The sequence below is a fragment of the Butyricicoccus sp. AF35-5AC genome, from assembly GCF_003477715.1.
In the GTDB taxonomy this organism is placed as follows: Bacteria; Bacillota; Clostridia; order Oscillospirales; family Butyricicoccaceae; genus Agathobaculum; species Agathobaculum butyriciproducens.
In genome coordinates this window covers 1-14,015 of the sequence record NZ_QUDX01000022.1, presented here as the reverse complement: position 1 = coordinate 14,015, position 14,015 = coordinate 1, and the positions used below count along the sequence as shown (strand labels likewise).

The following is a 14,015-nucleotide window of genomic DNA, read 5'->3' as shown; positions in this document are numbered from 1 at the left end:
GATGATCGACGCAATCAAGGCTGCTAAGGAGTCTAAGTAATCATCTGATTGCTTTTTGAAGCGCCGTACTGCCTGCGACCTCCCGGTTTGCGGCGGGTTTTGGAGCCCCGCTTGCAATATCCGCCATGCCCGCGGAAAGCGCAGCACGCTGCTTCTGATTGTATAAGAAAAGCCGCAGAGCATTGCTCTGCGGCTTTTTTCGGCACAAAATAAAGAGAAAGAGCCTGTCTGCGCTGCAGACAGGCTCTTTTCAATCCAGATAATCGCCTACCAGACTCCGGTTGTACTGCTTGATGATACGAATGACTACCGAACCATCCTCCTGCTCCGCCTCGTCTACGATTTTATAGCGCGTGCGGTTGCGCTCCAGTGCCTGCTTGTAGTGCTCGACTTCCTCGCGCACCAGACGCACCGCAATACTGTGCTCCAAATCCTCCTTCAGCTGGAAATGCAGGGTCTGATAAATGCACGCCGCCTTAATCCGCTTCATGTCCATTCCTCCTGTTTTGTTTGTGCAGAACGGAAAAAGGACGCACAATGTGCGCCCCTACAGTCGTTTGTAAGTGCAGGTTGATCAAATCAATGAAATTCGCCAACACGCGGAGTGATGAGTTCATCCCTCCCCTCCGGTAAAGCATTAGCGGCATATAAACTTCGCAGGTGCTATGCGAAATAACGCGCAAACGAGTTGCGCGACACTGTTATCCCCCAGGGGACCTTCTTTTGCCCTTTGGGCAATTCACCTTGTGTCGCGTCTGCGTAGAGTTGCCGGTATGTGTAGCAGAACGGCATCCGAGAACTGCGTATAGGTCGAGTAATGGACGCGTAATGCGCGTTCCTACGCAAGAGTAACCCGACTGCCGTTCCCCTATTCCGAAGCGGCCGCCGCTCTCTGATTGCCGCCGTGCTGTCCGAATAAGGGAAAGATAGGAGTTCAAAGAGGAAGGGAAACCGCAGGTGTCCCTTCCTTTTTGCCCCCGCGGCGGGCACCGCAACGTCCCCGCCGTCCGCAGACGGCGCACTCCCCGCTGAGGTGCAGCGAGAAACTTTCCGCCCGTCAGGACGAACCGCCTGCGCGGTTCGGGCATCCCGCCCATCCGGTGCAGAAAACAGGTATGCGACCCCGTTTTCCCCGTTCGGAAAAAGTACCCCAAAACGAATAAAAACGCGACATCAGGCCGCGCTGCTGCACCGCCCCGTCGCGTTTCTTAGCAATAAATAAAAACGGCAGCGAGCGAGAAGAACTCTCAAGCCCTCCACCGATGATGGTAGTAATTATAGCACTCTGCCTCTCGCCGGACAAGATTCAAATGTGCCAAAATCGCATTTACAATTCATTCATAATTGTACAATCCGACAATTCACGCAGCAGTATTCCGCATAAACTGACAACTTGTACAAAAACATGCCTGTTTTTTCGTCAAACGCGCGTCTGCTTTCGAGATTTTATGCTGAAATCCGCGAAAATCGCTTTACAAATAGTCATTTTCATGGTAATATAAATATACTTTCGCCCCGCGCTTAGCTGACGGACAAAGGAAGCGTTCCTATCGCCTCCATTCACCAAGCCGCGGCCCGGCCTGTGGGTGAGTAAAATTTTATTTATGAAAGGTGAACTACCGACATGATCCGTAAGGAAGACAAGACTGCCGTTATCGAGGCAAACCGTACCCACGCTACCGACACCGGTTCCCCGGAGGTTCAGGTTGCAATCCTGACCGCCCGCATCAAGGAGCTGACCGAGCACCTGAAGGTACACAAGAAGGATAACCACTCTCGCCGCGGTCTGCTGAAGATGGTTGGTCAGCGTCGTTCTATGCTGGCTTACCTGCAGAAGAAGGACATCAACCGTTACCGTGCCCTGATCGCTAAGCTGGGTATCCGTAAGTAAGAAAATGCGAAAATAGGGGAGCAGTCTGCTCCCCTGTTTCTGTATTTTAAGCTGGGCGGCATTATCGCTTTTTAGCAGTTGAAAGAGAGACCAAATCATGCAGAGCATGATTCGGAATTGAAAATTGAGAATTGAAAATGGAAGATAACGCTCTCCTTGCGCGAGTTCCGTCCGCGCTGCGCTGGCTGCGCTACGCGCTTATTAAATTATCGCGCAGTGCGCAATACAGCAATTCTGCATTCTCCATTTTCCATTCCGCTTGGTTTTTGTTTCAAGTGCTAAAAAAGCTGCTGCCGCCCTCCCCAAACGATTAAAGGAGGAAACAAAATGGCAAACATCAACCACTTTGACTTCAAAAACTACCGCGTTTTTGAGACCGAGATCGCCGGCCGCAAGCTGACCGTCGAGACCGGCAAGATGGCACAGCTCGCTAACGGCTCCTGCCTGGTTCGCTACGGCGAGACCGCTGTTCTCGTTACTGCTACCGCATCCGCTAAGCCGCGTGACGGCATCGACTTTTTCCCGCTCTCCGTTGACTTTGAGGAGCGTATGTACGCAGTAGGCCGCATCCCCGGCTCGTTCATGCGCCGTGAGGGCCGTCCGTCCGAGAAGGCGATCCTGTCCTCTCGTCAGATCGACCGTCCGATGCGTCCGCTGTTCCCGAAGGACCTGCGCAACGACGTTTCCATCGTCTGCACCGTTCTGGAGAACGACTATGACAACTCCCCGGAGGTTGTTGCTCTGCTGGGCGCTTCCATCGCAGTTTCTATCTCTGATATTCCGTTCGACTACGTTGTAGCCGGCTGCCAGGTTGGCATCGTTGACGGCAAGACCGTTATCAACCCGACCTCCGAGCAGCGCAAGGTATCCGAGATGGACGTTACCCTGTGTGCTACCAAGGACAAGATCGTTATGATCGAGGCCGGTGCACAGGAAGTTCCGGAGGACGATATGTTCAACGCACTCATGGAAGCACATGAGGAGCTGAAGAAGGTTTGCGCGTTCATCCAGTCCATCAAGGACGAGATCGGCAAGCCGAAGTTCGAGTACGAGCATCATGACATCGACCACGACCTGTTCGACAAGCTCGAGGCAGCCTGCAACGACAAGTTCGAGGTTGCTATGGATACCGACGACAAGACCGTTCGTGACGCCGGCGTGCGCGCTATCGTTGACGAGTTTGAAGCAACTCTGGACGAAGAGTACAAGGAAGAGCACGGCGCTAACCTTGGCGAGTGCGTAGACAAGCTGCAGAAGAAGATCGTTCGCCGCTGGCTGGCAAACGGCAAGCGCGTAGATGGCCGCGGCATGGAAGAGGTTCGTCCGCTGGCTGCCGAGGTTCACGTTCTGCCGCGCGTACACGGTTCCGGCATGTTCACCCGCGGTCAGACCCAGGTTCTGACGCTCTGCACTCTGGGTACTCTGGGCGATGCGCAGGAGCTGGACACCATCTTCGAGGAGAAGGAAAAGCGCTATATCCACCACTACAACTTCCCGTCCTTCTCTGTTGGCGAAACCCGTCCGTCCCGCGGTCCCGGCCGTCGTGAGATCGGCCACGGTGCTCTGGCTGAGCGCGCTCTGCTGCCGGTTATCCCGCCGGTAAGCGAGTTCCCGTACGCTCTGCGTCTGGTTTCCGAGGTTATTTCCTCCAACGGCTCCACCTCTCAGGGCTCCGTCTGCGGTTCCACGCTGGCTCTGATGGATGCCGGTGTTCCGATCAAGGCACCGGTTGCCGGTATTTCCTGCGGTCTGATCACCGATGGCGGTCAGGAGACCACCTTCACCGATATTCAGGGCGTTGAGGACTTCTACGGCGATATGGACTTCAAGGTAGCAGGTACCAAGAAGGGCATTACCGCAATTCAGGTTGATATCAAGGTTGACGGTCTGACCCCGAACATCATCAAGCAGGCGTTCGAGAAGTGCCGCGTTGCTCGTTACGGCATTCTGGACGAGATCATGCTCAAGGCTATCCCGCAGCCGCGTGAGGACGTTTCCGACTGGGCACCGAAGATGACCACCATGCACATCAATCCGGACAAGATCCGCGAGGTTATCGGCAAGGGCGGCTCTGTAATCCAGAACATCGTTGCTGAGTCCGGTGCAAAGGTTGACATCGAGGATGACGGTACCGTTACCATCGCTGCCGTTAAGGCTACCGATGCAGACAAGGCGAAGAAGATGATCGAAGCGATCGTCAAGGAGCCGGAGCCGGGCGAGATCTACTACGGCAAGGTCGTTCGTCTGATGAACTTCGGCGCATTCGTAAACCTGCTGCCGGGCAAGGACGGCATGGTTCACATCTCCAAGATGGCTGACCACCGCATCGAGAAGGTCGAGGACGCTGTCAAGGAAGGCGACATGGTTTGGGTTAAGGTCATGGAGATCGACGACAAGGGCCGTGTAAACCTGTCTATGAAGGATGTTAAGCCGGAAGAGAAGATTCTGTAATTGAATTTCGGCTGAAATAGAGAAAAAGGCTTCGGAGCGATGCTCCGAAGCCTTTTTATTCATCCGGGATATACTCGATAATATCCGAAACACTGCAGTTTAGGATAAAGCACAGTGTATCCAGCGTTTTCAGTGTGATTGTTTTACCGTGCTTCATGCGGTGCAGAATATTGGCGGAAAAGCCCTGTTTGTAAATTAAATGGTATTCTGTAACGCCTTTTTCTAAAAGCGTCCGGTAAAACGGAGCGTAACTGATCATGTACGATCACCTCACGCACAACATAACACGACCTAATATATTGACTATGCCCAATATATTGAGTATAATGTGTGTGAGGTGAGCTTATGGCTGAATTTTGTCTGGATTGTCTCAACCGCCTGGAGGGCACCTGCTATACCAAATGGGATGTTTCACTCTCTTGGAGCAAAGATATTTGCGAAGGCTGCAGTCAGCTTCGCCGAACCGTGATTTGCCTGCGTAAGCGGACAATTCGACGGCAGTATCTCGGTTTATATGATGATAATCACCGTAAATCACGCAAATAAACCCATATTGACTTTCCCCTTAAAACTACTATAATGAAGATAGCAAAAGAGCGCAGCCGATGGCGGCTACGCTCTCACCAGTTTACGAAGAAAACCAAGAGTTTCCTCGGTTTTCTGCTTTTATTGTAGCACATATTCTGTCGCTCTCTGCAATTCTTCCCTCTTCAAATGAAGAGGGATTTATGCTATAATGAGGGGTACACCAAAATCCACCGGAAAGAAGGACAAGCCCATGACCTCTGTGCTGCTGCCCGAGGGCGAACTGCGCGTAGCACGCTGCGACATGCTTGACAAGCTGATCGCGGTCGGCGACGGCGACGCGGCGCTGCTGTATCTTTATATCCTGCGGCACGGCGGCACGGACGGCTCCGCTGCAGCGCGTGCCCTGCGTCTGAGCGCCGATCGCTACGAACGTGCGGCATTCACGCTCAACAACCTAATCGCGCCGACGGAAAAAACCAAAACAACAACCGACAAATCCGCCGAAGCGCCGTGCTACACCGGCGATGAGCTGCGCCGTGCCCGTCTGGACGACCAGACCTTCTCCGGCCTTTGCGATGCAGCAGAGGGCATTACAGGCCGTGCGCTGACCGAAGGCCAGCTGCGCTGTCTGCTGACCATTTACGACTATCTCGGTCTGGACGCAGGCGCAACGATTGAGTTGCTCAGCTATCTAAAAAGCGAAAAGGGCACGGTCCGCACGACCGATCTGCGCCGCGAAGCCAACCAGTGGGCCGATATGGGCATTGTCACCGCGCAGGCGGCCCAGCAGTACCTAACACGCCGTGCGGACGAAAAACCGCTCAGCGAGGCGATCTACCGCGCACTCGGTGCGGATATCGAGCAGCCTGCGCCCAAGGAGCAGCGCGTCTGCCGCTTTGCACTGGCGCACGGCTTCCCTGCCGACGCAGTGGAACTGGCGGTGCACCGCACCGGTCAAAAGCAGGGACACAAAAGTCTGGATTACACGCTCGGCATTCTGCGCCGATGGGACAATGCGGGCGTACATACGGTCAGCGAAATCACCGCTCTCGAGCCGGAAACCCGCACGTCTGCCGTGTCTGCCGTGCCTGCCGCCGTCGGTCAGACACCCGCACAGCCGACCGACAGAGCCACGCTCGCCGCTTGGGAGCAGGACTGGGCTGCACGCGTGCGCAGTCATCGCCGCAACACGGAGGAATAACCTATGGCATACGATAAAAAACTGCTCGCCGCCGCACGGCGCGAGCTGGAACGCGAGCGCACGGCTCACACCGAGGAGCTGGAAGCGCGTCGGCGTGATATTTACACACGCGAGCCGCGTATCCGCGCAATCGACCGCGAGCTGAGCACCACAGCAGCGTCCGTTCTGCGGGCCGCAATGGAATCCGGCGGAGACCCGACTGCTGCAATCGAAAAGCTGCGCGACCGCAATCTCGGTCTGCAGGAGGAACGCGGCGGCCTGCTCCGGCAGCTTGGACTTCCCGCCGATTATCTGACCGACAAGCCGCTGTGCCCGAAATGCGGCGACACCGGCTACGCCGGCAGTGCGACCTGCGAGTGCGTCAAGGCGCGCTACGCCAAGCTGCTCAAGGAGCAGCTTTCCTCGGTGCTGCCGATTGCCGATCAGAACTTTTCCAAGTTCGACATGAGCTTTTACTCCACCCGCCCGGATGGACGCAGCGGTATTTCGCCGCGCGAAAATATGGAATATAATCTGGGCGAATGCAAGACTTATGCCGCAAAATTCAGCAAGGATTCCCCCAATCTGCTGCTGTTCGGCTCGACCGGTCTGGGCAAGACCTTTCTCTCTACCTGCATTGCCGAGGCGGTCTCCGCACGCGGATTTTCCGTGGCCTACGACACCGCCATCAACATTGTGGCCGCGTATGAGACCATCAAATTCGGCTCCGGTGACGGCGAAGCCGCCGCAGAACGCGCTGCACGCTACGAGCGCGCCGACCTGCTCATTATCGACGATATGGGCACCGAAATGGGCACCGCCTTTACGGTTTCCGCGCTGTACAACCTGATCAACAACCGCCTGATGGCTAAGCGCCCCATGATCATCAACACCAACCTGCTGCCGGAAACGCTCAGCGAGAAATACTCGCCTGCCGTGGCCTCCCGCCTGCTCGGCGAGTTCCTGCCGCTGCGGTTCTTCGGTGATGACATCCGGCTGCTGAAAATGCGCAGAACATAAGCAAATCCCTCTCTTTTTGCGAGAAAGAGAGGGATTTTTTAGGTAACACCGCATAATTAAACTGCGGTGTTGCCTCAGATTTCGGATTGTTTGCCGAGCAGCTTATCGCGCCAGCGACCAAACCGATGCGTAATCATGCGCAGCTCGATACCGACAAGCAGCGCCGCGATAACCGTACCGATGCCGACGCTGCCCAGTCCGTGCAGGAAGATCAGGCAGGTGATGAGCGAAATACACACCATAGATACGTCAAACGCGATTTTGACGGTCGGGAACGGCTTGCCTGTCAGCGTGGAGATGGCCAGCATAGCGCCTTCACCGGCCAGCGGCATAATGTCCGCCGGAACGTAGAAAAAGATGCCGATTGCAACGAAAACAGTGGCAATCCAGCACATCAGCAAACGGATAATTAGGTTGTCCGTCGAGGGAAACATTGCCGCGAGCGTGTTGCAGGTGGTTGTGAATGCGCCGAACACCATGCCGACCGGAATCTGCAGCAGATTTTTGCATTCAAAGCGGCGGCGCATCAGCAGCATTTGCAGGATGACCAGAATAACGTGGAAAATGACGGTCGCAACGCCCATCTCAATGCCCCAGACACAGGTCATGGTGTATGGGATGGAGCTGACCGGCGACACGCCGAGATTTGACTTGACCGACAGTGCAATGCCGATAGTCATGACGAAGAAGCCGCCGAAGTAATACAGCAGCCGAATACCGAGTTTAGAGCCTTTCATGCCTATTTTATCCCCTTTTAGTTGTTTAGATTGCGATAAATGCGTTCAAGCAGGGCCTGTAACTGCTGCATCTCCTGCGGTGAGAAGCCGCGCAGCGCCTCCTCTTCTGCGGCTGCAAAGATATCATTCAAGCGGCGGCACTGTTCCCAACCGAGATCGGTCAGGCGGACATACACCGTACGGCGGTTTTCGTCGCGTGTGCTGCGTTCAAGCAGTCCGGCGCGTTCCATTCCCCCGAGGATGGTAGAAAGCGAGGACGGCTCGATATGGCAGCCCTTGGCGATATCCTTTTGCATGGCGCCGTCGTGATCCTGCAGGAAATCCAGCACTTTTGGCTGTCCAGTGGTCAGACCGAGCGGTTTGATGCGCGACATGACAAGTTTCTGCAGCATGGCATGGTCAGCCATGAGCAGGTAATGGGTGGAAAATTCCATTGCGTTCTCCTTTGTTCTAATTCAAACAGTTTGCTTTCTAATTATATGCCCATGAGTGCGGATTGTCAATTTGTATTTTTATACTTTTTGTTATATTTTCTTTCTTTATTATAGATTACTTTTCGTTATATTATCATTAGATATAACTTTACGCTGTTTCTTTAACGATTCTGCGCCTGCGCGGCGCAGGCGTACAAGAGGGTCGCTACCAAGGTTTCTTACTCCGAATTTTGAAGCATTTTCGGTTTCAGCAATCTCGCCAAACTTTGAATGTTAAAGACGAATACAGCAAGTTTTGCTTGCATATCATGCAAAATACCGTAGTTTTCCCGAAACAAGTGTATACTAAAAATGTTCGTTTATTATTGATAAAATAAAACAGGAGCGTATAGCTTGAAATTGCTATACGCTCTTTTTATGGTCTTGCAATCTATTTGAAAAAAGCATGAATTTTTACACATTCCCGCGGAATTTAATCGTAATATCCGTCATATTCATGCGCTCTCTGGGGAACTGGTGGCGCTCGAGGTAGTCGTAGAGCAGGCGGATCGGGAGCGTGCCCTGTGTTTTGACATCCTGCCCGATGATGAAATCGACCGTACCGTTTTTTACCATTTTGATGTTGCCCTCGGTGACATCGTGAACGACGATGTGCAGCTTTTCGCTGCGGTGTGCGGCGTGCACGGCGCGGTAAACGCCCTCCCGTCCTGCGGAGGTCAGATAGATGCCGCGCAGCTCGCTGTCCGACTGAATGGCGCGCATAGCGATGCGCTCGGAAAGGCTTTCGTCGAGGAACGAGCATTCCGGGTGCAGAACCCGGATATCCGGAAAACTCTCCGCCATTTCGGTGCTGAAGCCGGTAAAACGCTGCGAGTCGGCATAGTGACCGCTGCGCTGCCCCAGAATCGGCAGCACGCTGCCGTGCCCCTGCATGACCATGCCGAGCAGCGCAGCGGCGGCGCGGCCGCTCGCGATGTTGTCCGTGCCAACATAGGCGATGCGGTTCGCATCGGTGATATCCGTGTTGAGCGTCACGACAGGGATGCCCTGCTGCTCACTGAGCGTGTTTATCCTGTCGCGCACGAGCGTGTTCGCGAGCGGCATGAGCGCGAGGCCGTCGATGTGCTCGGTCGTTACCAGCTCATCGATCAGCGTCAGCTGATGCTGCACATCCGTGTCCTGCATCGCGCGCACAATGACCGTGATGTTCGGGAGAAGCTCACGCTCGGAAAAGCTCTCGAACAGCTCGCACAGCATCTGCACGAAGGGCGAATGGTCGGAGTGGAGCACCACGCCGATCTTCCACTGCTGCGTCTGCTGCATGACGAGGCGGTTTGAGATATAACCCATTTCACGCGCCGTCGCGCGGATGCGTTCCGCGACTTCCTCGCGCACGCCCTCCTTGTGGTGCAGGGCGCGGTCCACCGTTCCGCGCGACACCCCGCAGCGGTCAGCAATCTGCTGCATCGTTACCATAAAATCACTCTCCTGCGTTATCTGTACTTATACTATATCATAAAATACAGCCGTGCGCCAGATATTACATCTGCACGAAAATGTTGTACCGCACATCGCCAATGATACAATGATAGCGCTATTTTTGTGCATAATATCATAAACACTCGCAATCTTAATATGCATAATCACGATATAATGCACGGATAAATGATAGTGCGCCCAAGCTATTGCAACCGGAAATCCACTGTGATATTCTGTGATTGTCAAGTGAACAAGGCCATTCACAAAACCGAAAAATTCCCCAAAAGAGAGTGAGAGAAACAAAATGTCATTTTTCAGTTCCATGATCTGGATCGCGCTGAGCTTCCTGTTTTTCACCGTCATGGTGGCAGTCATTTCAGCGTGGAAGACCCGAGATGACAAGCTCGACACCGCCGAGGGATACTTCCTCGCGGGGCGCGGACTGCCGGGTATTGTCATTGCAGGCTCGCTGTTGCTGACCAACCTGTCCGCAGAACAGCTGGTCGGCACAAACGGTCAGGGCTGGGCTTCCAATATGAGTCCGATCGGCTGGGAGGTCGGTGCACTGTTCACGCTGTTTGCACTGGCATTGTGGTTCCTGCCGACCTACCTCAAAATGGGCACGACCACCATCCCGCAGCTGATGGAAGCACGCTTTGGCCGCGGCACCAAGCTGATGTTCTCGTTCGTCATCGTTGTGATGTACTCCATCCTCAATCTGCCGGTCATCCTTTACTCCGGTGCAGTTGTATTTGAGAATATCTTCGATATTTCCGGTATCTTCGGCATCAGCAAGTTCCAGGCTGTTGCAATTCTGTGTGTCGTTATCGGCATTATCGGCGGCTGCTACGCCATCTTCGGCGGTTTGAAGGCGGTTGCCGTATCCGACACCATCAACGGCATCGGCCTTATCATCGGCGGTCTGATGATCCCGTTCCTCGCGCTGACGTTGCTGGGTCACGAGACCACCGGCGGCGGTCTCGTAGAAGGTGTCAAGTACCTCGTACAAACCGAACCCGAAAAGCTCAACGCATGGGCTTCGTGGGATGCTGCTGAACCGGCTCTGCCGTGGCCGCTCATCTTCACGGGAATGTTCTTCAACAATCTGTACTGGTGGTGCACGAATCAGTCCTTTGTACAGCGCGCACTTGCTGCAAAGAGCCTGAAGGAAGGTCAGAAGGGCGCGATCTACTGCGGTTTTCTCAAGACCATCGGCTTCTTCTATCTGGTACTGCCGGGCGTTATCGCTTACCACCTGCCGTCCATTCAGGACAAGCTGGCGGCGGCCGGTTCCTCCGCGATTGACTTCGCTTATCCGGCGCTGGTTTCCGCCGTTGTTCCCAAGCCGGTCATGGGCTTCTTCGCCGCTGTTCTGTTCGGCGCGATCCTGTCCTCGTTCAACTCGGTGCTCAACTCCGCATCGACCATGTTTACCCTCGACCTGTACCGAACCGCCATCAATCCCAAGGCTTCGGATATGCAGTGTGTCAAGGTCGGCAAGATCTACGGCACCTGCGCCGGTGCAGTCGCTATCTGCGTGGCACCGTTCGTTATGTTCGCACAGGGCATCACGACCTTCCTCAACTCTATGAGCCAGTTCGTTTCCCTGCCGATTCTGTTCACCGTACTCGGCGCGCTCATCTTCCGCAAGGCACCGAAGTACGCGCCCAAGGTCATTACCGCTGTTCACGTTATCGCTTACGGCGCGTTTATGATCATCAAGCCCTGTTACCCCACCTCGGGTGAGCCAATTCATTATCTGTACGCCATCGCTGTGCTGTTCGTCGTTGAATTTGCCATCATGTGGTATCTGAACAAATACCGCGGCACAGAAGAATATGTTCCGGCCGATGTCGGCGCAGTCGATCTGACTCCGTGGAAGTATCGCCATATCGTATGTATCATCGGTATCATTCTGGCGATCGGCATCTACATTCTGTTTTCGCCCATCGGCATTGCCGCATGAGTATAATAACTAACCAAGAACCTGTTTGAGAAAAGAAAAGGAGAACAATTACTATGAAACTCGGATTTAATGAAGCAAATGACCGTTTCTGCAAGAACCACAGTGTTATGATGGACCTCGAGCTGTGTGAGAAGTACGGCTTCGACTGCATCGACATTCAGTCGGAGTGCCTGAACCGCGATCTGGAAGCCGGCAAGATCACCCTCGAGGAGATGGGCGCATGGTTCCAGAGCCACCACCTCAAGATGCTTTCCTACAATGCGCTGTGCTTCTTCAACATGAAGCAGACGCAGGAGGAAAAGGACGCCGTGATGGCTGAGCTGGACGAGATCATCCGCCGCTGCAACATCCTCGGCTGCAAGATGATCGTTGTCGTACCGAGCAAGGACATGAAGGAGCGCGGCCTGACCCCGACCCGCAAGGAAATCCGCGAGGATGCAGTTGCTGTTCTCAAGGAAATGGTTAAGAAGTGCGAGCCGCACGGCATCCGCCTGAGCCTTGAGTTCTGCGGCGAGCCGTCCATGACTATCAACCGCTTCGAGGACGCTTATGCAATCGTTGAGGAAGTAAACAGCCCGTATGTCGGCGTAACGCTCGATCAGTACCACTTCTACGCAATGGGCTCCGGCTGGGATACCCTCGAAAAAGCCGACGGCAAGAAGATTTTCGTATGGCACCTGAACGGCACCGAGGATATGCCCTGCGGCGCATATTACAACAACGACGAAAAGCGTCTGTGGCCGGGTGCCGAGGGCGACTGCCTGCCGCATGCGCGCTACGCAGATACCCTCAAGAAGATTGGCTTTGACGGCGACTGCTGCACCATCGAGATCTTCCGTCCGGCATACTATGAGATGTCGCAGGAGGAGAACGTAAAGAAGTCCGCAGAAGTCACCCGTGCACACGTTGAAAAATACGCACAGTTCTAATATCGTAAAATCAGCAGTATCTCACAGCATATTCCCCAGCATTTATCACATTTTTTTGATCTGTAAAGGAGAATTTATTATGAGCTATCTGAAGAAAATCGGCGCACTGTTTGTTTCCTCCGCATTGATGGCATCCATGCTCGCAGGCTGCGGCTCGTCCTCCGATTCCACCGGCGGCAACGGCTCTCAGGCTGAGGGCGGCGATGGCAATTACAACATTTCCATCGTGTTCAAGACCACCTCGAACGAATACACCCAGTACATGATGGCAGGCGCGGAAAAGGCGGCGGCTGAGACCGGCGCAGTACTCGACATGAAGGGCGCGACCTCGGAAACCGCCTATGACGAGCAGCAGAACATGATCGAAACCGATCTGCACGCCAACAAGTATGACGCGATGATTATCGCACCGCTGCAGGGCGATATGGCTTCCACGCTGGTAAGCGGCACGGATATGCCCATCTTCGCAATCGACACGGACTTTAATGCACCTGAGAAGATTTCGTTCATCGGCATCGGCCAGAAGGATGCAGCGGCAAGCGGCGGCGAAAAGGCTGTCGAGGCGGCGAAGGCAGCCGGCTGGGATAAGATCGAAGCAGCTTATATTGCAGGCGTTCAGGGTGACTCCACCGCAGATGCACGCCGCACCGGTTTCCAGGAGGGCATTGACGGCGCTGGCGGCACGTTCCTCGCAGATGAGGTGCAGTATGCTGATGCAGTAGCCGATAAGGCAACCGTCTGCATGGAAGGCATCATGCAGAGCCATCCGGAAGGTCTGGCGATCATCGCCTGCCACAATGACGACTGCGCGATCGCGGCAGCGCGTGCAGCAGCGAACAATCCGGCATACGCTAAGACCATCTTCATCGGCTTTGACGGCAATATTACCGCAGCACAGTCCATCCTCGATGGCGGCGAAACCATGACCGTTGCACAGAGCGGATACGATCAGGGCTATCAGGCGGTTAAGACCGTTGTGGCACATCTGAACGGCGAAAAGGTAGACAGCTTTGTTGACTGCGGTACCAAGGTCATCGACAGCACCACCGCCGAGGACTACATGGCAACCCTCAAGAGCCAGATGGACGGCAAGGCAGTTGCACAGTAAACCGTAATACCATGCGCTGCACTTGCAGCAGCAAGTGCAGCGTATCTATTAAACAATCACGTTTCTATAAGGAGAGAATTCCAATGGGCATTTTGAAAATTGGCGTTGTAGGCTGCGGCCGAATCGGCAAGCTGCACATTAACAACCTGATCAACTCCGTACCGGGCGTTCAGGTAGTAGCTGCTGCTGACCCGATGCTCGATAAGTCCGGCGCACGCGAGTGGCTGGCAGAGCGCAAGATCACGGGCGTATCCACCGACTTTATGGACGTTATCAACAATCCTGAGGTAGA

The 14,015-nt window shown here is 54.4% G+C and carries 14 protein-coding genes; 9 read left to right on the top strand and 5 right to left on the bottom strand.

Annotated features, from left to right (window positions below; translation table 11 throughout):
* Positions 1-250: 250 nt before the first annotated feature.
* Positions 251-490: a hypothetical protein gene (locus tag DWZ82_RS14380; protein ID WP_118481359.1), complete on the bottom strand. Its 240-nt coding sequence runs from the start codon at positions 488-490 to the stop codon at positions 251-253.
* A gap of 1,134 nt (positions 491-1,624) precedes the next feature.
* Here DWZ82_RS14380 and rpsO point away from each other — a divergent pair.
* The 3 genes from rpsO to DWZ82_RS14370 all read left to right on the top strand — a co-directional run bounded on the left by rpsO (position 1,625) and on the right by DWZ82_RS14370 (position 4,342).
* Positions 1,625-1,891, top strand: a complete 267-nt coding sequence (gene rpsO / locus DWZ82_RS14375; protein WP_110435855.1) for a 30S ribosomal protein S15 — start codon at positions 1,625-1,627, stop codon at positions 1,889-1,891.
* 137 nt (positions 1,892-2,028) lie between these two features.
* Positions 2,029-2,205: a hypothetical protein gene (locus DWZ82_RS15265; protein ID WP_158575303.1), complete on the top strand. Its 177-nt coding sequence runs from the start codon at positions 2,029-2,031 to the stop codon at positions 2,203-2,205.
* 13 nt (positions 2,206-2,218) lie between these two features.
* A complete protein-coding gene (locus tag DWZ82_RS14370) occupies positions 2,219-4,342 on the top strand; it encodes a polyribonucleotide nucleotidyltransferase (RefSeq protein ID WP_118361866.1) in 2,124 nt (707 codons plus the stop codon).
* 55 nt (positions 4,343-4,397) lie between these two features.
* On the opposite strand, the gene DWZ82_RS14365 is transcribed toward DWZ82_RS14370, so the two are convergent.
* Positions 4,398-4,601, bottom strand: coding sequence for a helix-turn-helix domain-containing protein (locus DWZ82_RS14365; RefSeq protein ID WP_110435853.1), 204 nt, complete (start codon positions 4,599-4,601; stop codon positions 4,398-4,400).
* Positions 4,602-5,078: 477 nt separating this feature from the next.
* Here DWZ82_RS14365 and DWZ82_RS14360 point away from each other — a divergent pair, with 477 nt between their 5' ends.
* Complete coding sequence (locus tag DWZ82_RS14360) at positions 5,079-6,071, top strand: DnaD domain protein (protein ID WP_118481358.1); 993 nt, start codon at positions 5,079-5,081, stop codon at positions 6,069-6,071.
* Positions 6,072-6,074: 3 nt separating this feature from the next.
* Positions 6,075-7,070 (top strand): ATP-binding protein, encoded by a 996-nt coding sequence (locus DWZ82_RS14355; protein ID WP_118481357.1) that lies wholly within the window; start codon positions 6,075-6,077, stop codon positions 7,068-7,070.
* Positions 7,071-7,144: 74 nt separating this feature from the next.
* Here DWZ82_RS14355 and DWZ82_RS14350 read toward each other — a convergent pair whose 3' ends face one another.
* The 3 genes from DWZ82_RS14350 to DWZ82_RS14340 all read right to left on the bottom strand — a co-directional run bounded on the left by DWZ82_RS14350 (position 7,145) and on the right by DWZ82_RS14340 (position 9,717).
* Entirely contained in the window at positions 7,145-7,807 is a 663-nt protein-coding gene (locus DWZ82_RS14350) for a YczE/YyaS/YitT family protein (protein ID WP_118481356.1), read from the bottom strand.
* A gap of 17 nt (positions 7,808-7,824) precedes the next feature.
* On the bottom strand, positions 7,825-8,241 hold the full coding sequence (locus tag DWZ82_RS14345) for a MarR family winged helix-turn-helix transcriptional regulator (protein WP_118481355.1): 417 nt from the start codon (positions 8,239-8,241) through the stop codon (positions 7,825-7,827).
* Positions 8,242-8,694: 453 nt separating this feature from the next.
* The gene (locus DWZ82_RS14340) at positions 8,695-9,717 is read right to left on the bottom strand and encodes a LacI family DNA-binding transcriptional regulator (protein WP_118361876.1); all 1,023 of its coding nucleotides are present in this window, start codon (positions 9,715-9,717) and stop codon (positions 8,695-8,697) included.
* A 307-nt stretch (positions 9,718-10,024) separates the two neighbouring features.
* Between DWZ82_RS14340 and DWZ82_RS14330 the strand changes: the two genes are divergently transcribed.
* From DWZ82_RS14330 to DWZ82_RS14315, 4 genes are all read left to right on the top strand, one after another.
* Entirely contained in the window at positions 10,025-11,686 is a 1,662-nt protein-coding gene (locus DWZ82_RS14330; RefSeq protein ID WP_243022963.1) for a solute:sodium symporter family transporter, read from the top strand.
* Positions 11,687-11,739: 53 nt separating this feature from the next.
* Positions 11,740-12,615, top strand: a complete 876-nt coding sequence (locus DWZ82_RS14325; protein WP_118286282.1) for a sugar phosphate isomerase/epimerase family protein — start codon at positions 11,740-11,742, stop codon at positions 12,613-12,615.
* Between the two features lie 79 nt (positions 12,616-12,694).
* Positions 12,695-13,723: a sugar ABC transporter substrate-binding protein gene (locus DWZ82_RS14320; RefSeq protein WP_242988274.1), complete on the top strand. Its 1,029-nt coding sequence runs from the start codon at positions 12,695-12,697 to the stop codon at positions 13,721-13,723.
* Between the two features lie 83 nt (positions 13,724-13,806).
* The coding region (locus DWZ82_RS14315) for a Gfo/Idh/MocA family oxidoreductase (protein WP_158575301.1) at positions 13,807-14,015 on the top strand (209 nt) is incomplete at its 3' end.